Origin of the sequence: Myroides sp. A21 (assembly GCF_000807225.1) — a bacterium.
GTDB lineage: Bacteria > Bacteroidota > Bacteroidia > Flavobacteriales > Flavobacteriaceae > Flavobacterium > Flavobacterium odoratimimum.
On record NZ_CP010327.1, the window covers coordinates 737,527 to 760,145 of the forward strand.

The window sequence follows — 22,619 nt, forward strand, 5'->3', positions numbered from 1 at the left end:
TCACACTAACTACAATCATGAGAATATTATTCTACCTCACTTGTCTTACTATGACCTTGTCTTCTAGTATTATATACGCACAAAAACCTAACCAAAATATGCTTATAGAATACTATACTTACTCCAACAATAAAATAATCAATGTAGAAGACCCTATAATTCTGATAGCAAATGAGGATAATGCTTTTATCGCTAAGAAAAAGCAACTCGATATAGGGCTAGAAAAATATCCTTATGAACAAACTTATATCGACTATAAAAACAATATTCAATACAGTGTAGCCCATCTAACAAAGAAGAATAAAATAAAGATGGTACTTCCAAACACCAACCAATCCTTCACACATCATAAAGAGACCAAAACAATATTAGGCTATAAATGCAATAAAGCGACTATAACAATTAATTCTAATAAAATCACCTTATGGTACACTAACGATCTAAAAGCGAAAGGAAGTCCTATGTCATTAGGAGCTAATCTAGGGGTAGTGTTAGAGATAGATCGCAATGGTACATACAAAACGATAGCTAATAAAATAAACAAAGATTTAAAACTGAATATACAAGACTATATACAACTAGAAGATAGTCATGAGGTAGATACTAAAACTTATAAAACTGAACTATGGAAAAGCAGATTCACTACAATTAAGCTATTCGAAGATGACTTGATCAATTTCTCTGACTCTATTATTAATAAGCCAAATCTAATGCGCTTCGCTAAAGGGACAGTTATCGTTACTAAAGTAAAAATACCTGCTATAAAACCTACTGATCAAATATTCGTCAACTTAACAGAACAATCTAATGGCGATGCTTATGATAGAACAGGTAGTGTGTTCTTGATACCGCACTATCACGAAATTTCTTTTATGGATGCTTTAGAACAAGGTATAGAGGTACTCCCTATCTATCAGAATCAGGATTCGTCAGAGAAATTCCAAGGTGTTATCGCTACACAAAACTATACTCCTCCGATAGAGTTAATGCGCTTCTTCACTCCATTTGGTGTCAAAGGCTTTAATCATATCGATGTACTAGATTATAAATGGCAAGAGAAGGTGTATTATAGACAAGAGATTTCTGAGTTTCAACCTTTATTAAGCAATAGTGAATGGTATGTAGGGGTATATATAGGCAATTATGATAAAGATGGTCATAAAATAAGTGCTGATATCACTATCCATCCTGACGGACTAAGCAATGCTAATAAAACGACAACGATGATGCCTATCTTTAACACTACTAATCTAATGGAGATGGCAGGTCAGAACTATCCTATTATGTTCGCTTCACCTACAGGTTTAAAAATAACCTTTACGACAACTACTGATATTAAAAATGCTAGATTAAGGTATATCACAACAGGACATGGCGGATGGGAGAATGGAGATGAATTTAATCCTAAACTTAATACAATCACTCTAGATACTGATAAAGTGTTAGACTACTTTCCATGGAGACAAGACTGTGGCTCTTATAGAGAGTATAATCCTGCTTCTGGTAATTTTGAGACAGGGTTATCCTCATCTGATCTTAGCCGTTCTAACTGGTGCCCTGGTGCTATCACGCCACCTATTTGGGTTCCTCTAGGAGATATAAAGAAAGGTACACATACCTTAGAAGTCAAAATACCTCAAGGAAGAAGAGAAGGTAATAGCTTTAGTTATTGGAATGTGTCTGGTGTTCTCTTTGGAGAATAAAAAAAGCGCAGTTTTACTTTTTGTAAAACTGCGCTTTTTTTTATTCTAAATTCTTATGTAAAGAAGTTCCATGTTATCCCAAATCTCAAGGTAAAGTCCTTATATGGATTATTAGGTGCTGAATAATATTTGTATCCTGTCATACTAGAGTTAAAATGCTCCAACATAATATATATTCTAGCTGTTCTAATCTTCATATTAATAAAGAAATCTAATACTGGGTAATTCCCTATTTCAACTTTATCTTGTACAAAAAAGTCTCCTATCAATGGATTGTAATCATTTCCATAGTACTTCGTAAAATAACTCAAGGTGATACCTGTCTGGAACTTTAAAGCCTTATCAAAGAATGCATCTGTAAAATATAAAGTATTACGTGTCACAAACTCTGGTACATTTAAGATATTATCTTTTTGATCTACCTTTTGATACAAGAATGTATTATCTAAACCAAACTTACCAAATCTAAAGTCTTTCTCGGCTTGAATAGATAAGTAGTTAATCGTACCACCATATTGTTTAGGGGTAACTAACACTTGTTGTGGAATACCAAACTTATCAAACTCAGTAGCATCATTTGAAAAATATAGTTTATCTTTTAACACTGAATATGTTCCTGACAGCTTTACCCATGGTGTAGTCACAGAAGCGTCGAATTGATTAATCTTTTCGTTCTTAAACTCATTATACCAATTGTAGTTAACATAATCACTCTGATATAAATAATAGTTTAAATTCCCCATTCTATTTAGGTTTTGATAGCCTAATTGAAATGCAATATCTTCTGAATATTTATAATCTAAATTAGCTTCGAAATTTCTTGTTTCGTCATTCCCTAGAGATGTACTGGCTAAAACATTTGCTTTCCAATTCTCCTTATGATAAATATATCTACCACCTAGCATTGTTATATTCTTCTCTAGTTGATCTGGTATTAGACCACCTCCCACATGAGCAATACTTTTATAATGATATCTATACTTATAAAAATCAACAAACCCTTCAAATCGTCCTGCTACATCTGACTGGTAAGCAGCCCCTACTCTATTAAATACATTGTAATATCTAGTCTTATTATCAATACTACTTTTAAATGCATCTCCAAAGTGTGTCTTATCTGTAAACTGGCTATTAATATCTGCTTGTGTATACTCAAAGAACTTATCTTCATAAGTAAACTCATGAGTTAATAAAATACCATTTTTAAAAGAATTGTTTAACTGATATTGATGATTTAAGTATAAACGCTTTCCTTTCAACATCGTTTCTACATCTCTGTAATAGACATTAAGACGTTCACGTTTATTATATGGTTTAACACTACTTTCGAAAAGATCTAAGTCACGTATCCCCCCATTCTCTTTATTCATGATGTCTTGAGCTGTAAAGTGAGCTCTCATCAAATATTTCTTGTTCTCAGATTGATAACTTGACCCTATTCTAAAATTCCCTGTTGAAGACAGTTGATTAATATACTTTCCTAAAGAACGCAATCCTTTATACCCTACAAAGAAATTTAAGTTCTTACTTGTATTTAAAGTAATGAAGGCATCAAGGTTTTGTCCCTGTTTCATCACTGATCTATAGTATAAATCAGTATAAGGAGTAGGTGCAGAGAAATACTTAATATCTTCTACATTTAGGTATGCAAACTGCTTAGCTTCGAAACCAAAACCTGGTAAAACATGATTCGCTTTATAATTATATTTTAATACGTTATAAGTCTGACCTTCATTAGCAAACTGAACTAACCCAAAAGGATCTTTTCTTAAATAATTAAATTCATAATGCTTCTTTACAGATAGAGCTGTATCAACAGCTATTGTGTCATTCTTAATCGAGATTATCTTATAGTCACTGATAGGTGCCACAGAGTCTTTCTTTACCTTCTGTCTAAGGCTTCCTATTTCTTTCTTCTCTTTTTTATCTTGGTCTCCATCAGGTCTATAACTTCCTTGCATATCTAAAGTTTGAAACTGTGCCTGAATAGTCACACAACAAAAAAACAATAGAAAAACACCTAGGTACTTTCTCATAAAAATATAATTTGGACAAAGGTAAATTTATTTTTGAATTAAATAAAAAAAGCCATCCGAAGATGGCTTTCTATTTTATACTTAGTAAGCTAATTATTTCTTAGCCCAGATAAGTTTTGTATCCATTTTGTCACCACCCATTCGAGCAGCAGCAGCATCTTTGTTATTTTTATTAACAAGATTCATGTCTGTTGGATATTCTAAACGTTCTGGTAAATCATTTAATCCTTTTAATGATTCAAATACATAAGAAGTTACTTCCTTTTCTGGCACTATCAAATCGTGACTCTGCCCAGGTAATAATAAGTTCTTAGGAAACTTCGTTCTACGGTATTCTGCCCATGCTTCATAAGGTTGCATATACAACGCAATATATTTCTGAGTCATTATCTTTTCTAAAGAAGACGATCCTACTTTAGAAAGATAATCATTGATTGCACTAGCATTTACTTTCCATCTTTCCATAGAAGCTTTAATACCGTTTTTATAATTATTCTCAGTATCTATACCTAATTCAGCAAGTATAAAAGCTACTTCAGCATATTCCATTAAAACTTCTTCATAGTCTGCTTTATAAACTTCAGCACTAAACTGTGATGCATAGTCAGCCTGTCCTCCTGCTAATTCATCTTGAATTCCAATAGGCATTCCTTGATAAAACTTTAGACCATTCTCTCCATCTCTATCAATATAATTTCCTAATTCGATACTAGGAACAGAAACACTATTATTTAGAAAATCAACTGCTACTTCTTCCTTAACAATAGTACCATCTTCTTTCTTAACATCTAATAATTGAGTTGTTGGAGCTACCATTCTATATAAACGAGGATCAACAATTCCATCAAAAGGATTCTTATGAGCTACTTTACTCTCTCCTTTTAACATTTCAACAAAAATATTAGTAGGCGAAAAGTCATTACGTTTATCGATAAAACCAGCTCTATAAAATGGCGCAGGATTAACCTTATCATTTTGGAACTTTTGAGCTACATTATCGTTATTAGATTGCATTAAAAAGTCTAAATTAGCTTTTAACTCATCTAAATGAGCATTAGCCTCAGGAATTACACCTTTAACTCTATTAGCAATCTTTAAACGCAAAGAATTAGCAAACTTTTTCAGTTTTAAAGGAGAACCAAATAAGAAATCTCCAGAATTAAACACATTACTTGCATTCATATTAATTTCATCTGCAGCCTCTTTAAGTTGCTTCATCAAATCTTTATAAATCTTTTCTTGTGGCGCAAACTTTGGAGTTGCTATTTCCCCCTCTTGTGTTAAAGTCATTCCTTGAAAATCATCATCCTCAGTACTATAAGAATAATATGGAACATCACCATACATATCTACAGCTTGCAATTGAGCATAAGCAATCATAATACGTGCTGCTGCTTTTTGATTAGCAGGGTCTCCATAAGTAGCTACTCTTGCTGCATTCTTAGGATCATCAACAATATCTATAATTTCTTTATAATTCTTAACAGCTAAATATATGTCTCTATATAAACTATTATTAACACCTACTCGAAACTGGTGTCTATCTTCTGCTGTATAATTACGTTGAGCCGAATACTGTACCCAAGGTAATGCCATACGTCCAGAAGGGAAACCTCCACGAGTTTTAGTCATTAAATCCTTATTAGCGCCATTAAACAACCCATTAGTACGAACTTCTTTAGGTAAATTAGGGTTTTCATTAATTGTCTCTAAATCTTTATCACAACTTACGAAAGCCATAAAACAAGCTAATAAAGACATTTTATATATATACTTTTTCATGAGAGTTTCTAGAATTTAAATTTAACATTCATACCATAAGATCTTGTAGATGGTAATGAAGCTCCTTCAATAGCTTGAATATTACCACTTCCGTAAGATGCCATCTCTGGATCCATTCCTTTCCAATCCAAGTTCCAAGTAAACAAGTTACGTCCATAAGCTGAAATAGTAATTCCTTTAAATGGTCCAATCCATTTAGAAGGTAAATCATAACCTAAAGATACCTCTCGTAATTTAATGTAATCAGAACTAAAGATATTCTGAGCATCAACAGATGTTTGGTGAGCTTTAGCCCACTTAGAAGCGCTTACTACTTGGTCATTCTTACTTCCATCAGCCTTAACTCCTTCAAGAATAATACCTTTTTCACGGATACCATTTTCAGCAGTTTCTTCTAACATACCTGAATACATTCCAAACATATGTGTAGTAGAATAATATTTACCTCCTTTTTGGATATCTAATAGCACACCTAAACTGAAGTTTTTATATTTAAATCCATTTCTAATTCCCATATTGTAATCTGGTAAATAAGAACCTAAAGCCTGAACACCAGTTGCTTTATATAATCCATCATCACCAATTACTTTATTTCCTTTATCATCATAAACATAATCTGTTCCATAAATTTGACCATAAGTCTCACCTACTTTACCTTGTAATGACACATTAAATGGAGCGGTTGTAATTTCTACAGATTGAACTCCTTCTGCTAATCTTGTTAATTTATTTTTATTCTTTGCAAAGTTTACAGAAATATCCCAAGAGAAATCATTTGTACGAATTGGAGCTAAATTTAAAGTAGCTTCTATTCCCTTATTTTCCATATCTCCAGCATTCATCCAACGATAAGCAAATCCCGTTGCTGCATCATACTGAACACGCGTAATCAAATCTTTTGTCTCAATCTGATAATAAGAAACTTCAAATCCTACTCTATTATTTAAGAAAGAAGCTTCTAATCCAATTTCTTTTGTAGTCATCATTTCTGGCTTCAAATCAGGATTATTTGCTGTTGCGCTCAATGCATAAGTAGGGTCTCCTAAGAAAGGTCCATTCAAATTAAAATAATCTTCTGTTCTATAGGCATCTGTATCATTTCCAACTTGCGCCCATCCTACACGAACTTTACCAAATGATAACCAATCAATCTCTGGCATTAACTGAGAGAAGATAAATGTTCCTGTAACAGATGGATATGTAACTGATTTTTTAACAGTCGAAAACCAGTCTGTACGTGTTGTTGCTTCTAAAAACAAATACTCCTTATAGTTTAAACTAACAGATCCAAAAAGTGAATTTGTACGTGAATGAGTTTGATTATTTGAAGCTTTAGCATCAGATACACTATTTCCTAAATTATATAAATTAGGTAAATCTAAACCTCCAACTGTTGTACCATAAACATAATCTCTACGCTTTTCACTTCTATTAACTCCCACAAAAGCGTTAAGTCCAAAATCTCCAAAGTGATCATCATAATGTACACGTCCTTCATAGTTATATTCAGAAACATTACGTTTCATAATACTATATTTAGAAGTAGCTTGTGAACCTACGGCCACTCTTTCTTCAACAGTAAAACTATAACGATCACCATATACAGTTCCTACAGCATATATTTTATCAGTAAAATTATATGTTAACTTCACATTCCCATACGTTCTATTACGAACATCTTGAGATGTGTTCTCATTGATTACCCAATAAGGGTTATCAGAATACGCAGGTGTTCCATTATTCCAAGCTGTTCTGTTCCAAGAACGTTGATCTCCATTCGCTAATTTATAGTCTTGTAATTTTTTAAAATCTAATTGACGTTGTCCCCATTGAAAGAACTTTTGTGCCACAGAGTTATCACCATAACCAACTTCAGGACGGTTAAATCCTTTAGTATATACATAATTAAAGTTAGTTTCTGCTTTTAATTTATCTGTTAATTGTGTAGATGCACTTATAGATAAATTATTACGCTGAAGTTTTGAATTTGGAACCACACCTTCCGTAACATTGTTACTAAAAGACATTCTAACATTACTATCTTTAAAAGATCTACCAATAGCAAAAGATTGATTATGTGTAACTCCTGTATCAAAGAAAGATTTCACATCATTCTTTGATTTCTCCCAAGGAATCTCTTTCATATAATCATTAGCAAATTCAGGATCATATGCATGCCATGGTAAATACATTGTACCATCGAACTTAGGCCCCCAGCTTTCATCTACATTATATTGCGCAATATTATAAACCTTACCTCCTATTTCTTGAGTTCTAAATTTAGTAGTAGAACCTCCCCCATATTGGGTTTGAAGTTTAGGCATAATATTTATACTTTCAAAAGTGATACCAGCATTAAACTCGATGTCAGTACGTCCATTTTTAGCCGACTTAGTAGTATAGATAATAACACCATTACCCCCTCTATTTCCATAAAGAGCAGAAGCAGGACCTCCTTTTAATACTGTTACAGATTCAATATCATCTGGATTAATATCTGCAGAAGTATCACCATAGTCACGACCTCCAGCTCCACGTTGCATATTTGTATCAGAGAAGTTACTGTTATCTAATGGCACACCATCTACTACAATAAGAGGCTGGTTGTTACCTGTTACAGATTTAACACCACGTAATACGATACGTGCAGAACCTCCCATTGAAGAAGGAGCAGTTACTTGAAGACCAGCAACGTTTCCTGAAAGTGCATTAACAGCATTTGTCTGACCTGATCCAGATAAGTTATCTCCTTTAACTTCTTGTGAAGAATAACCTAACTTTTTCTTATCACGCTTAATACCTAAAGCTGTTACTACTACTTCGTCAAGCATTTCTTCATCGCTTGCCATAGTCACATTGTAAACAGCTTCACCACCTACAGTGTGTTTAATGTCTTTCATTCCTACAAAAGAGAAAATAATGACATCTCCCTTTTTAACTTTTAACGAATACTTTCCGTCAAGGTCAGTCTGAGTACCTTCTGAAGTACCAGAAATCGTAACGGAAACACCTGGAAGAGGAAGTCCACCTTCACTTACAATCCCATTAAAAGTCTTTTCCTGAGCAAAACCTACTTGCACTAAAAAAGCAAGAGACCCCACTAAGATCCATTTAAACTTTGATTTCATTTTAATTATTGATTAGTTAGTATGACAAATCTAACAAAATATTTTAAACTCATTAAGTTTATTTTAAGTTTTTTAAAAAATCAAACATTAAACTAACCTTATAAATAAAAACTAAATCAAACATTATTATTAAAAAACAAAACAAAAAAACACATATATAATAAAATTAAAAAACAAAAAACTATTAAATTTATTAATAAACAAACTAAGATCGATACAATTTTGACACAGCGTCTAATTCGATCACGTCATGTTTAAAGGAGGAGTACAAATAAGAAGTATCTTGTATAGGTTGACTAAAACTTCGGATCAGTGACAAAAGTTGGGGACTACGCAAAAAGTTTGGTTAATCTAAAAAGGAAAAACTTCTTATCTCTAACACCTCTATACATCATACGGAAGAATTTAATTTTGGCATTAAATGATTCCGCAGAAGCATTTGTACTTCTATTAATAAAGTAATTGATGATTTCGTTATAGTGTACATTAAAAGTCTTTAAAACAGTACTAAAGTGTTTGAGTGAAGCTTTTTCAATATCATTAAACCAATGAGCTAGCTTAGTCATGGCTATTTCTTTATCTATTTGTAGATTATATATCTGTCTAAGGTTATTAGCTAATAGATAGGCTTGTTTAATCTCTGGGTATAATTCAAATAGTATTTTAGCTCTTTCTTGTTGATCAGATGTCCAATTAATTTGGTTTTTATAAAGTAGAGAACGTGAGCGAACTAAAAGTTGCTTCTTAGTATCTCCATTAGTAAGTATTTCAGGATTATATATAGTGCCTTGTTCCTTAGCCTTTAAAATAGCAGTGTTCTCAGCGTCAAGTTCAGCCCATCGATATTTTATTCTAATATCTTGTACAGCTTCGCTTACAAGCTTTTGTACATGAAAACGATCGATTACCTGTACAGCTTTAGGAAAGCACTTCTTAGCTATCTGTTTCATAGCCCCTGCCATATCTAAAGTAATCTCAGTTACTTTATCTCTAAGCTTTTTAGGTAGTTTAGATAGATGCTTAATTACAGTATCTGATTTTGTTCCTTTAACTATCGCAACAATAGTTTTTTCCTGACCTTTACTGGCTTTAGAAGTCAGTATAGTATATAACTCTCCCATAGATAAACATACTTCGTCTATGGACAACTGATTAGTTATATTTTCTGGGTAGAGTAGCCAGTCTTGTGCATGTTCTTGTTGATCCCATTGTTTGAAACCACTAGTTTTATGTTTGTATTGGCGTTGAAACTTCTCTCCTTTAACCCCAAATAATTCACCAATAACCTTACAGCTAAGTACTTTAGTATCGGCCAATTTTTTTAAGAACTCCGAAAACTCTGTAGTCATTCGTGTTCCTTCTGCGATGATATTCCAATCACGTGATATAATTTCTCCTGTTTGTTTATCTGTCCAACGACGACGTTGAACATGTAGTTTAACTGATTTACCTCGTAATGGGAAGTCTTCAATAGTAATCATACTATAGAAACCTTTAGAAATAAGCTGTCTTTCTGTACATTGATTTGCGTAATCATTCTTCTCTTCAAAGTAGATATGTAGTTTTGTTTCTAATTCTTCTATTTTGGTAATATTGAAGTGTTCTACTAAGTAAGTAGGTAAGATTAGTTTTAGTATTTCTTGGCTATCCATCATAAGGCAAAGATATTATTTTACACTTTCCTCCCCAACCTTTAACGTTGATCCAAAACTTCTGCTTACTTTCCAACTCTTAACACAAATTCTTCTCAAATAGTATAAAAAAAAAGGAGCCTACTGCTTGAGTAAACTCCCTTTCTTTATATTTAGGACTAACAACTAGTCATTATAAACAGTATTGTTTAATAATTCAGCTTGAGGTACTTTAAAAGTCATGCGTTCATCATCATACTGAAATTTCCCATTAGGATTACTCAGATGATTAGATGCATATTTAAACGTTCCTTTATTTCTCTTAATAGCTGCATAAGCTTTACCTTCCCCCCAAAGTTCTATACGAGTCTGTAACAAAATCTCATCTAATAAGGTCTTTCCAGATAAATTATCAATATACGAAGTATCATTAAGACGTATGGATAACATATTTTTCAATATTTCTTTAGCTTTAGCATCATTACCTAGCCTTGAATTAACCTCAGCATTCAACAAATGCATTTCTTCTATACGCATAAACACATAATCAGACTCTATATAACGTTGTCCTTCAAGAATTTTCCCTTTTGCTGAGTAAAATTTATTAGCAGCTACAACAGCTTTTGTTCCATAACTTCTTGTTTTACCATTCGCATCTTTAACTACATCTACCACAAATTGGTCTCTTCTTACATCTCCTTCTGGGATTTGTTGATATAATTCAAAAGCCATTCCTTTTGTATCACCTAATGCAGCATAACTATAGGTAAACACATCTACCTGTCCATACCAAGAAATCAAATTCAACTTATTATCTAAAGTTAAAACAGCCGACCACATCCAATTAGGATTACTTACAGCCTTGTTAAACCCTCCAACTAAACTTGATTTAGTTGCCAAAGGATATCCACCCTCATTAAGAATAGACTCTGTCAAAGTAGCAGCCTCCTGTAAAGCATCTGTGGTACCTTTAGCAGCATAAATATATGCTAAAAAACCTTTTGCAACATAATAATTTATATTCGGCCCTCTGGTATAGTTTATTTCTTCATACAACTTAAGAGATTCCTTTAAATCAGAAATCATTAATTCAAATACTTCTTGCGTTTTCTTAGCTGGTTTATTTGCTAATGACGGGTCTGTATAAACTGGTAATATTTTTTCATTTGCCTCATACCCCTTAGTATACATCGTCATTAAATTATAATACATATAAGCTCTAAGAGCCTTTGATTCAGCTAATACTTTTTTCTCATTGTTAGTTAATTCCGTTTTCCCATTATAACTTACTATTATATTATTAGTCCCACGAATCATATAATAATAAAAACGCCATCCTTTATAATTACTTTCATCAGCATAGTTTAATATCCCACTAAAGTCCGCTATACGACTATACCATCCATAAGTGTTTTTATTTTGATTCATATCACCACTTAATATATCCGTATAGACATCATAACCTTTTTGTCCATAATCATCATGTCCTGTTGTTCCACCTCCACCTGCACGAACATTATAAGCATATAATCCATTTAAGGTAGCTTCTCCTAAATGAGGAGATAATTCAGAAATTTTATCAATATCAGATTTAGAAATCTCTGCAGTACTTGATGTCTCTAAAAAATCCTTAGAACAAGCTCCTAAAAGTAAACTTGCTCCTAAAAATACCATTATTTTTGTCTTCATTTTCTTCATTTTTTTTTTAAAACTTAACCTTAACACCACCTGTAAAAGTTGTTAGTGGAGGATATTGATACATAGACGATGAACCAAACTCTGAAGCTGCTGGATTAAAACCATCACGTTTTGTAAATAAGAATAGATTATCTCCAGAAACAAAGAAACTTAAATCAGATAGCCCAAGTTGTTTAACATACTCTTTTGGTAAAGAATAACCAAGTCTCATATTATTTATTGCTAGATAATCACTTTTTGTTAAGAATCTAGTTGACGTACTGTTCACATTAGTATCAGCGTTGCTAGATAATCTAGGCACATCTGTTATATCGCCTGGTTTTTGCCAACGATTAGCGATATCATTATGCCAGTTATTACCTCCTATTTTGCCATTCCCCATTAAATTTGCATAAGCACTATCATAAGCATAACCGCCTAAACTATAAAGCATTTGAACACTAAAATCCCATCCCTTATATCCTGCACTTAAGTTAATACCTCCTCTAAGTTTAGGTATAGCAGATTTTCCAATATGTTGTAAAGTTCCTCTTGCATACGAAGTAGTAGTTTCTTTCGTTAGTTTTCCTTCCATATCAGGATTATCAGCTAAAAAGTCTGTTAAAGAACTAACATATTGTTTTTGTCCAGCGCCATCAACATAACTATAAGTATACCATTGTGCCTGCCCTGTTTCTGAATTTACACCAGCCCATTCTCTCATATAGAAATCTCCTAAAGAATAACCTTTAGAGCGGCCATAGATTCCGTTTACATCTAATACTTTTTCTCTTCCTGTAGATGGATCAATAGGCATTCTTTTTAATTCATTTTTCAAATACTCACCATTAATTGATAAATCAATATAAGCATCTTTTGTTTTTAATAAATGTCCTGTTACATTAAACTCTAAACCTCTATTCATTAATTTACCATCATTCACTGTCATTGATGCATATCCCGCAGAAGGTCCAATAGCTCTAGTAAAGATCATATCATCAGTATTCTTAATATAATAGTCAATATTAACATCTAAAAACTGTTTTAAACTGAACTCAGCACCAACTTGGAACATTTTAGATTTTTCCCATGTTAAAGAAGTATTACCAATACTAGTCTCATAAATAGCTAAACTACCACCATAAGTATCTACTTGCCATAAATTATTTCCTGGATAGTAACTTCCTACTGCTTGATCACCTGTTGTACCATAACTAGCCTTAAGCTTTAAATAGCTCACTAGATCTTGGTTTAACATAAAATCTTCTTTCGATGCAACCCATGAAGCACCAATAGATGCAAATGTACCCCATTTATCATCCTTAAATCTAGAAGACCCATCACGTCTAATAGATCCTGTTAAGTAATACTTATTTGCATAATCATAATTTACTTGTCCAAAATAACTCTCTAGAGTATAATCACTAATATAACCTGTCGAATTAATTGGAGTACCAGCATTATTCAATTCTGTACTATGAGGATCGGCTAAATCACTTTTATTCATAGTATTGTATCTATATTCCCAAGAATAATTTTCATGAGCTGCTAAAGCTTCAATTCCATGATTACCAAAAGATTTTTTATACCTTAACATCTTGGTCCAGTTATATGAAAAAACCTCACTCTTAACTTTATAAATAGATCCTTTCATAGATGCGGCAGATCCATAATACCTATCACTTCTCTGATTATTTGTACTATTATAATATTGACCTCCAATAGTTGTTTCAAATGTTAATCCATCATATAACTTTACAATAAATGAGGCATTAGCATTCATTTCGTCACGTAAAGTTCGATTCAATCCATAATGAACATCACCAATAGAATTAGTTAAAGCACCAAAACCACGTCCTGTTCCATAATCATACTGATTACCACCATATACATCTTTAACAAAATTACCTTCAGCATCTCTTAAAAACAATGGATAAATTGATGGTATATTATCTGTAAACCAAAATACACTTCCTGAATCACTAGCTTGTCCACTATTGTTACTTTGTGAATGTGTATAGCCAATATTCATTTTAGCATCTAACCACTCTTTTGGTTTATGTTGTAAGTTTAACCTAGCAGTTAATCTTTCATAATCAGATTTCACAGAATACCCCTCATCTTTTAAATATCCTATAGAGCTATAATATGATGTCTTGTCACTTGACCCACCCATATTTAAATTCCCCTCTATACGTCTAGAAGATTGAAATGCATAATCTTCCCATTTCTCAGGATTATATTTTCTTGTAACACCATTACGTACTTTTCCTGTAGTTGGATCGATAAGCTCTCCTCCATTTGCTACATTCCACATATTAAAATTAGCACTTATACCATAATCCCCTTTAAACAAATTTTGATTTGCCCATAACGTAGCATCTGAATCAGAAAAATTACCTTTTATTTTACCATAATTCTTTAAACCTTCATAAGCATACTCAATATACGTTTCAGGAGATTCAATTTTATCGTATTGAGGAAGAGCCCTCCAGTTAACACCAGTTTTTGCTTCAACTTCTATAAAAGATTTAGATCCTTTTCCTGTTTTTGTATTTATTATGATCACTCCATTAGCTCCACGAGAACCGTAAATAGCTGTTGCTGTAGCATCCTTCAGAACAGTCATTGAACCAATATCTGCTGGATTAATAGAACTAATACTACCACTATAAGGCACACCATCTACAATATACAATGGACTACGATTACCATTAACTGAACCAAAACCACGAATACGTACAGTTGGCTCTGCTCCTGGTTGTCCTGTTGGGTTAATAATACGAACACCTGCTGCTTCTCCAGCTAATGCAGCTACAGCATTAGAAACGCTTTTTTTCTCAATTTGAGCAGAACTAATTTGAGATGCTGAACCTGAAAAAGACTCTTTAGTTGCCGTTCCATACCCCACAACTATAACCTCATCTAAGATATTATCATCTGTAGATAGATTAACATTGTGAGTATTTGCATTACCTACCTTATAAGTAGTGTCTTGCATACCAATAAAACTAAAGACTAATACATCTCCAGGTTTTACATTTAAAGAATAATTACCATCCAAATCTGTTTGAGTTCCATGGTTAGTACCTTGGATTGTAACAGAAACCCCTGGAAGAGGCATTCCTCCCTCGCTTACAACTCCCGTAAGCTTCTTGTCTTGTGCATAACCTGCGCTTACTGAAAGTAAAAGCAAACTAGCATAAAACCAATTAAGTCTAGATTTCTTCATTAATAACATTGATTAGTTAGTTTCACAAATCTAACAAAATATCCCACATTAGTTAAGTTAATTTTAAGAAATACAAACATTAATGAAGTGAAAAAATCTATTTATATTTTAAAAAAATAAATAATAAATAATCAATTATCATAAAAACAAGCCAATAAACATAAACAAAAACCATTTAACAAATATTATCATAAAAAAACATTTATTATATTCTTCTAACATTCGAAGTTTTCAAAAATTAAAATGAACTATTTCTCCGATTCACTATGAATAATACAATAAACTTAAACAATAAAACAGCGTCTTTTCCTATTACGCTACGTTAGGAGAATTCCTCTAAACAAAAAAGGCTTTCGCATATGCGAAAGCCTTTTCCTTATTTTTCAGATGACCAAATTAATTAGTAACCTTTATTTTGATCGATTTTACTATCATTGATCTCACTACGAGGGATAGGGAATGCTAACTTAGCATCACCATATTTAACCCCATCCTTAGATTGAGGTGTTACACCTAGATCTTCTTTATTACGCATTTGATCGTCAAAACGGAATCCTTCAAATACTAATTCTTTACGTCTCTCTGCTAATACAACCTCTAATGTTAAAGAAGCAAATTTAGCTTTAGGGTTACCTTCATATCTTTCTTCAGCAACCTTATTAACTAATTCTAAAGCTCTTGTAACATTTGATTTTGAACGAACTGCAGCCTCAGCGTAGTTATAAATTAGCTCCTCATAACGCATAACCTTGATGTTAGAGCTAACAGCTGTATACTTACCAAAGTTACGGTAGTACTCAGCTTTACCTTTCACCATATTTACACCTTGCATCTCTTCAGATGAACGGATATCTGTTTTGTCTGTAAAAAGAGCTTTTAAGTTCTCTTCTATCCCTACAACATCTCCATATCCTAAATAAGAATAGATATATGATAATCCATTAATACCTTGATTATTGATATTATCTTGTGCTAATTCTAGTATAGAGTTACTTTGTGGTTCTTCAGCTCTAAATGAAGCAACATAAGCACTTCTTTGAACAACAGCACCACCTAAACTCAATGCTTTCTCAGCACTTTCCATTGCAATGTTATAATCTGCACTATCAAATGCTCCAAAAAACAATGCTACTCTTGATTTCACACCATTAATTGATTGTGCATTGAAACGTGTTTTCTTAGTTGCATTCTTATCTACTAAAGTCAAAGCCTCATCTAAATCTCTATAAATAAGATCTCTAACTTCTCTAACAGAAAGTCTTTTGTAATTTTTAGCATCTAATTCGCCAAACTGCGTAATATAAGGTACACCTAATCCTGCTAATCCAGCATTGTCAACATTTTGTTGTCCAAATAAACGCAATAGATCAAAATGAGCTAATGCTCTTATTGCTAAAGCTTCAGCTTTTCCTTGATTAATATCAGTTTTATCACCTATTGTAATATTAGAACCTATAGCTAAGTTAGCAGAACTAATTACCTCATAGATCTTCTTCCATGTATCTGATGGAAAAGCATGAGTAGGAGTCAAAGTAAAACTAGATACATTTTGAAAACGGTTAGAAAAACCAGCCGCCGCATATGCATTATCTCCACGTACTTCACTGAAGATAACCATATCACGTCCGTAGTAATTATAATTTACCATTCTATAATATGCACCAGATACTGCCGCTCTTAAGTCAGTAGCAGATACTAGTGGCTTAGATTCGATATCTCGAGCACCTTCTAATGTAGCGTCTAATCTATCATCTGAACAACTAGTCATTCCAGCAGATAAAAGAACTACAGATAATATTGAAAATATAATTTTTTTCATAACTTTTAAAACTTAACATTTACAGAGAATACTACTGATTTTACAGGCGGAGTAGCTACACTAACATAACCTGAAGGATCTACTTCTGGGTCATATTTTAATCCTTTGTCTTTAACCCATGTCCATAAATTCGTTCCAATAACTGAGAAACTTAAACCATCGACTTTTAAAGCTCTTGTAAATTCAGAGTTGAAATTATACCCTAAAGTAACATTACGCAATCTAATATAATCTCCATCGTGTAAGAATCTAGTAGATGGACTTGTGAAACTCTTGTTACCTCCAGTAGCAGTATACTCTACGATTGGCACGTTAGTAATATCACCTGGTTTTTGCCATCTATCTAACATCTCTACAGACGCATTTGAAGAAACTAAAGCACTTGTAGTACCAGCTGTTTTAAATGCATACTGCTCATATACTTTATGTCCTCCAGCGAAAGTAAACATACCATCTAAGAAGAATCCTTTATAATCTACGTGTAAGTTAGCACCTCCAGTATATTTTGGTAAAGCACTCGCTCCTTGGAATCTATGTTCTGCTTTAGAATAATCAGAAGTAGCATTACCGTCTTTATCAAACCACATAGGTTGTCCTGTAGCAGGGTCAACACCAGCCCATGTTGGCATATACCACTCTCCTACTTCATGTCCTGATACATCAGCATTATAAGATTTATAAACCTCTAATTCTTTTCCATCAACAACAGGCATCTCAGTAATTCTATTACGAACTGTACCAAAGTTAAAACCAACAGAAACATTAAAATCATCAGATCTAACAACTTCCCCATTGAACTCTACTTCAATACCACGGTTATTCATAGCTCCCATATTCATCATTTGGCTAGTGAAACCAGACATTTTAGAAAGAGATCTATTGTATAATAAGTCACTTGTTTTACTGTCAAAATAAGCAGCTCCTAATGTAATACGCTCATTAAACAACCCTAAAGTAAAACCAAAGTCCATTTTTTGTTGTTTCTCCCATCCAATAGGTCCTCCAATCTGAGTTGGAATAAGTGCTGCCTCTCCATCATAAGATACGATATCAGCACGACGTACATATTGATTAGGATTAATCTGAGAGTTACCATTCGTACCATACGATCCTCTAAGACGTAATGTCGAAATAGTTTGTTGATTTTGCATCCATTCTTCCATATGCATATTCCATGCACCACCAACTGAATAGAAGTAACCTATTCTATCTGTAAATTTAGAAGAACCTTCACGTCTTCCTGTTACATCTACTAAGAATCTATTTTGATAGTTATAGTTTAAGATACCAACATATCCTAAGTTAGAATCATCTAAGAAATCATATCCAGCATCTCTATTAGCAGCCGCAGCAGCTAAAGAATTGAATCCTTCTAAGATAATCTGTCCTGTTCCTTGTAAGAAACTACGTTTAGATTTTTGATATTCTACTAATACTTTAGCATCGAACTTATGGTTCTCTCCTAAATAGAATCTATAGTCTAATCCGTTTTGAGCTACATAACTAAAGTTTCTTCTAACATATTTAGCAGCAGTACCATCATAAGTTCTACCATCACCATGAATAGGGTTTCTATACTCAGAATAATCTGCTAATGTATAATCAATACCCATAGAAGAAGTAAACTTCAAGTTATCCGTAATAGCATAACTAATAGAATTAGAATTAATTACACGAGTAACATCATTCAAATTTTGATTATGCTTTGTAGTATATACAACATTGTGATATCCTGATGGTGGTAGATAGTAACTACCATCTTCGTTATACAATGGGTTCCATGGATTCATCACTAACTTAATATAGTTAGGATTCGAGAAATATGATCCCCCTTCAGAAATACCATTTTGTTTAGTATTTGTAACTTTAATACTAGTGTTAAATTCGATTTTATCACTTAATTTTTGCATAAAGCTTAAAGAAGCTCCGATACGTCTAAAATCAGATCCGATAACAGTACTCTCCATTTTGTCATGTGACATAGATGCGTAGAAGTTGTTACGCTCACCACCACCTGTAGCAGAGAAGTTGATACTAGTTAAAGGCGCATCTGCATTCTTAACATATTCACCCCAATCATTATCAGGACGACCTGCAGCAATCCAATTACTGTAACCACCAGCATTAGCATGTTTAGGCTGTGTTAATGCCCAAGCTCCAGCTTCTGCACGAGTAAATCCATTTTCAGCACCGAAAGTATTATATAACCCATCTAAATAAAGTTCTTCTTTTTGATTAGATGATAATAATTTAGGCCCTCTAACAGCGTTATTTTGGAATCCTACACGTGCACTTAAATTATATTTAGTAGCTCCTGATTTACCTCTTTTAGTAGTAATCAAGATTACCCCATTTGTACCACGAGCACCATATACTGCTGTCGCACCAGCATCTTTTAATACAGTCATAGACTCAATATCTGCTGGGTTAATCGTTGCTAATAATGATAATGATGTAGAAGGTGAATCTGATCCTTGATTTCCTCCAGAGAAATCACCATCATACATAGGTACACCATCGATAACGTATAACGGCTCATTAGTAGCAGTCATAGAGTTACGTCCACGAATACGAATATTTTGTTTTGCTCCAGGAGAACCAGATGAAGCAGACATTTGTAAACCTGCTACACGTCCTTGTAAAGCTTGGTCTGCAGAAGCCATAGGAGTAGCTGAAACAGCATCACCTTTAATAGCTACAGCATTACCTGTTACTTCATTTTTAGTTTTAACCTGACCGTAAGCTAACACCACAACCTCTTCTAAAACAGAATCTTCTGATTCTAAAGAAACATTATAGTTATTTGCTGTAGACACTTTATATTCTTTATCGTTCATTCCGATAAAAGAATATACTAATACATCTCCAGGTTTTACCTTAAGAGAGTAGTTTCCATCTAGATCTGTTTGAGTACCTTCGTTAGTTCCCTTGATTACCACGCTTACACCTGGTAATGGAAGTCCTCCTTCTGATACTACTCCAGATAGAGTCTTTTCTTGTGCAAAAGAAGTTTGCACAGCTAGCCCTGCTACCAGAGCTAAAGTCCATCTTAACTTAGAAATCATTATTAAATTGAATTAGTTAGTTCACAAATCTAAAAAAGTAATTAGATAACCTAACCTCAATACCAATTATTAACAATACAAGCCACACTTATTCACAATACATTATTTAATATTCAAAATATTAACAAATAAAAAACATTAGAAATCAAATAAAACAACAACCAACGCACATCAAAATAATTGTTTTTTTAACTCATTGCTAAAAAAAACAAAATTGACTTATTTTTTTTAACAATTAAAACCTTCCATACTAGTAAATACACCCTGTAGCCCAAAATAATTCACTAATAAACTAACCGTTTTTTAACAAAACATTGAACTAAGAACTATAAAATTTATCATAAGATTCTCTATAACTATCCGGCTTATATTATTTACATTTGCGATAATTAAAAACGAAACTTCAGATGTTATTAAAAAATTTCTCAGAGTTTAGCTTAGAAGCTGGTACTGACGAAGCTGGTAGAGGATGTATCGCTGGCCCTGTAACGGCTGCAGCTGTTATACTCCCACTAGACTTTGTCAATGAAGAGATAAACGATTCTAAAAAAATCACCTCTAAGATACGATACAAACTCCGAGATATCATAGAAGATCAAGCATTAACTTATAAAGTAACACATCTACACGAAAATGTGATCGAAGAACTAAACATCTTACATGCTTCTATTAAGGCAATGACTCTTTCTGTACTTGACTTAGACCCTAGACCAGAGTTTCTTATCATAGATGGTAATAAGTTTACTCCTATACCAGACTTACCTCATCAGTGTATAGTCAAAGGGGATATGAAATATCTAAGCTTAGCGGCAGCGTCTATATTAGCGAAGACGTATCGAGATGATTATATGGATAAAATCCATGAGGAATTCCCAATGTACAATTGGAAGAAAAACAAAGGATACCCAACTAAAGAACACAGGGAAGCTATTGCTAAATATGGCCCTTGTAAGTACCATAGAATGTCTTTTAAACTTCTACCTGATCAATTAAAACTAGACATATAACAACCTTATACAAATTATAAATACAAGCAGAAACTCAATAAGTTTCTGCTTTTTTTATTGATCTAATTTCCTATGATAGGATAATGATGGCACTTTGATCGCATAATGGTCGCATAAAAAATAGGCAAAAACATGCAACCACTATCCCATAACTATGCGACCACTATGCGATAACTCCCAAAATAGCAGGTAAAAAAATAACCTATTCTATCGAAAGAATAGGTTATTGATCTGTATTTTGAAAGTGCAATAAATCGCTTAAGAGAAGATCTTATTCACTGCATTAATCGTGTAATCTAAATCTTCGTAAGTCAATGCATCTGTAATAAACCATGTTTCATACGATGATGGAGCGATATATACTCCTTCTGCTAATAATCCATGGAAGAATTTCTTGAACGTATCGTTATTACCATACCCTGCCGTTTCGAAATCCACTACTTCTCTTTCGTCAAAGAATACAGAGATCATCGATCCTACACGGTTAATCGTATAAGCTACATTATTATCTGTTAATACCTTGCGCATACCTTTTTCTAAATAAGCTGTCTTTTCTTCAAGACGTTTAAATAGATCAGCATCTTTATTGATCTCTTGTAACATCGTAAGACCAGCAGCCATAGCTAATGGGTTCCCAGATAGTGTTCCTGCTTGGTATACAGGCCCTACTGGTGCAAGGTAATTCATGATTTCATTACGAGAAGCAAAAGCCCCTACAGGCAATCCTCCACCTATCACTTTACCAAAAGTAACGATATCAGCATTCACACCGAATAATTCTTGTGCTCCACCTTTTGCTAGACGGAACCCTGTCATCACCTCATCAAAGATTAATAGTGTACCATGCTTATCACATAGTGTTCTTAATCCCTCTAAAAATCCTTTAGCTGGAGGCACACATCCCATATTACCAGCTACTGGCTCGATGATGATTGCTGCTACTTCTCCTTTATTTGCTTCTAGGATAGACTCTACATTACTTAGATTATTATAATCTGCTAATAAAGTATCTTTTGCTGTACCTGCAGTTACACCAGGACTATTAGGAGAGCCGAAAGTAACAGCTCCACTTCCTGCAGAAATCAAGAACGAATCTGAATGTCCGTGATAACAACCTTTAAACTTGATGATTTTATCTCTATCTGTATACCCTCTAGCTAATCTGATAGCACTCATACAAGCTTCCGTACCAGAATTCACAAAGCGTATCTTATCAATATTTGGCACCATAGATACAGCTAGCTCAGCTATCTGCGTCTCTATCTCTGTAGGCATCCCGAAAGAAGTACCTAATTTTGCTTTTTCGACTACAGCATTAACTACTGGCTCATAAGCATGACCTAAGATCATAGGCCCCCAAGAGTTAATATAATCTATAAGTTTATTACCATCCTCATCGTATAAATATGCTCCTTTAGCCTCTTTAACGAAGATAGGAGTTCCTCCGACAGATTTAAAAGCACGTACTGGAGAGTTTACTCCTCCTGGTATCACTTTCTCAGCTTCTGCAAAAAGCTTACTACTTCTTTGGTATAACAT

General features: G+C 33.4%; 11 protein-coding genes and 1 pseudogene. 2 read left to right on the plus strand and 10 right to left on the minus strand.

Annotated elements, in window-relative coordinates; genetic code table 11:
• The first annotated feature begins 17 nt into the window (after positions 1–17).
• A complete protein-coding gene (locus MYRA21_RS03500; protein ID WP_039328562.1) occupies positions 18–1,703 on the plus strand; it encodes a PNGase F N-terminal domain-containing protein in 1,686 nt (561 codons plus the stop codon).
• A gap of 53 nt (positions 1,704–1,756) precedes the next feature.
• Here the strand turns inward: MYRA21_RS03500 and MYRA21_RS03505 are convergent, their stop codons facing one another.
• The 9 genes and pseudogenes from MYRA21_RS03505 to MYRA21_RS03540 all read right to left on the minus strand — a co-directional run bounded on the left by MYRA21_RS03505 (position 1,757) and on the right by MYRA21_RS03540 (position 20,073).
• Complete coding sequence (locus tag MYRA21_RS03505) at positions 1,757–3,739, minus strand: putative porin (protein ID WP_039328564.1); 1,983 nt, start codon at positions 3,737–3,739, stop codon at positions 1,757–1,759.
• Positions 3,740–3,832: 93 nt separating this feature from the next.
• Entirely contained in the window at positions 3,833–5,521 is a 1,689-nt protein-coding gene (locus MYRA21_RS03510) for a SusD/RagB family nutrient-binding outer membrane lipoprotein (RefSeq protein ID WP_039328565.1), read from the minus strand.
• Between the two features lie 8 nt (positions 5,522–5,529).
• Positions 5,530–8,649 carry a SusC/RagA family TonB-linked outer membrane protein gene (locus MYRA21_RS03515; RefSeq protein WP_039328567.1) on the minus strand — a complete coding sequence of 1,040 codons (3,120 nt, stop codon included), beginning with the start codon at positions 8,647–8,649 and terminating at the stop codon, positions 5,530–5,532.
• A 329-nt stretch (positions 8,650–8,978) separates the two neighbouring features.
• Positions 8,979–9,965 (minus strand): transposase, encoded by a 987-nt coding sequence (locus MYRA21_RS03520; protein ID WP_039330388.1) that lies wholly within the window; start codon positions 9,963–9,965, stop codon positions 8,979–8,981.
• A pseudogene (locus MYRA21_RS19135) lies at positions 9,963–10,304 on the minus strand (transposase); the annotation flags it as partial. The gene MYRA21_RS03520 and the pseudogene MYRA21_RS19135, both read right to left, overlap by 3 nt.
• Before the next feature lie 162 nt (positions 10,305–10,466).
• A complete protein-coding gene (locus tag MYRA21_RS03525; protein ID WP_039330390.1) occupies positions 10,467–11,969 on the minus strand; it encodes a RagB/SusD family nutrient uptake outer membrane protein in 1,503 nt (500 codons plus the stop codon).
• Between the two features lie 16 nt (positions 11,970–11,985).
• Positions 11,986–15,189, minus strand: coding sequence for a SusC/RagA family TonB-linked outer membrane protein (locus MYRA21_RS03530; RefSeq protein ID WP_039330392.1), 3,204 nt, complete (start codon positions 15,187–15,189; stop codon positions 11,986–11,988).
• Between the two features lie 400 nt (positions 15,190–15,589).
• The gene (locus MYRA21_RS03535) at positions 15,590–17,008 is read right to left on the minus strand and encodes a RagB/SusD family nutrient uptake outer membrane protein (RefSeq protein ID WP_006266897.1); all 1,419 of its coding nucleotides are present in this window, start codon (positions 17,006–17,008) and stop codon (positions 15,590–15,592) included.
• Positions 17,009–17,013: 5 nt separating this feature from the next.
• Positions 17,014–20,073, minus strand: a complete 3,060-nt coding sequence (locus MYRA21_RS03540; RefSeq protein WP_006266896.1) for a SusC/RagA family TonB-linked outer membrane protein — start codon at positions 20,071–20,073, stop codon at positions 17,014–17,016.
• Positions 20,074–20,480: 407 nt separating this feature from the next.
• Here MYRA21_RS03540 and MYRA21_RS03545 point away from each other — a divergent pair, with 407 nt between their 5' ends.
• Positions 20,481–21,080 carry a ribonuclease HII gene (locus MYRA21_RS03545; RefSeq protein WP_039328570.1) on the plus strand — a complete coding sequence of 200 codons (600 nt, stop codon included), beginning with the start codon at positions 20,481–20,483 and terminating at the stop codon, positions 21,078–21,080.
• A gap of 258 nt (positions 21,081–21,338) precedes the next feature.
• Here the strand turns inward: MYRA21_RS03545 and hemL are convergent, their stop codons facing one another.
• Positions 21,339–22,619 (minus strand): glutamate-1-semialdehyde 2,1-aminomutase, encoded by a 1,281-nt coding sequence (gene hemL, locus MYRA21_RS03550; protein ID WP_039328572.1) that lies wholly within the window; start codon positions 22,617–22,619, stop codon positions 21,339–21,341.

Excerpts from the sequence above, each read along its gene's own strand:
- MYRA21_RS03510 (WP_039328565.1), bottom strand. The coding sequence starts at position 5,521 with ATGAAAAAGTATATATATAAAATGTCTTTATTAGCTTGTTTTATGGCT.
- MYRA21_RS03505 (WP_039328564.1), bottom strand. The coding sequence starts at position 3,739 with ATGAGAAAGTACCTAGGTGTTTTTCTATTGTTTTTTTGTTGTGTGACT.
- hemL (WP_039328572.1), bottom strand. The coding sequence starts at position 22,619 with ATGTTATACCAAAGAAGTAGTAAGCTTTTTGCAGAAGCTGAGAAAGTG.
- MYRA21_RS03500 (WP_039328562.1), top strand. The coding sequence starts at position 18 with ATGAGAATATTATTCTACCTCACTTGTCTTACTATGACCTTGTCTTCT.
- MYRA21_RS03535 (WP_006266897.1), bottom strand. The coding sequence starts at position 17,008 with ATGAAAAAAATTATATTTTCAATATTATCTGTAGTTCTTTTATCTGCT.
- MYRA21_RS03540 (WP_006266896.1), bottom strand. The coding sequence starts at position 20,073 with ATGATTTCTAAGTTAAGATGGACTTTAGCTCTGGTAGCAGGGCTAGCT.
- MYRA21_RS03515 (WP_039328567.1), bottom strand. The coding sequence starts at position 8,649 with ATGAAATCAAAGTTTAAATGGATCTTAGTGGGGTCTCTTGCTTTTTTA.
- MYRA21_RS03545 (WP_039328570.1), top strand. The coding sequence starts at position 20,481 with ATGTTATTAAAAAATTTCTCAGAGTTTAGCTTAGAAGCTGGTACTGAC.
- MYRA21_RS03530 (WP_039330392.1), bottom strand. The coding sequence starts at position 15,189 with ATGAAGAAATCTAGACTTAATTGGTTTTATGCTAGTTTGCTTTTACTT.
- MYRA21_RS03525 (WP_039330390.1), bottom strand. The coding sequence starts at position 11,969 with ATGAAGACAAAAATAATGGTATTTTTAGGAGCAAGTTTACTTTTAGGA.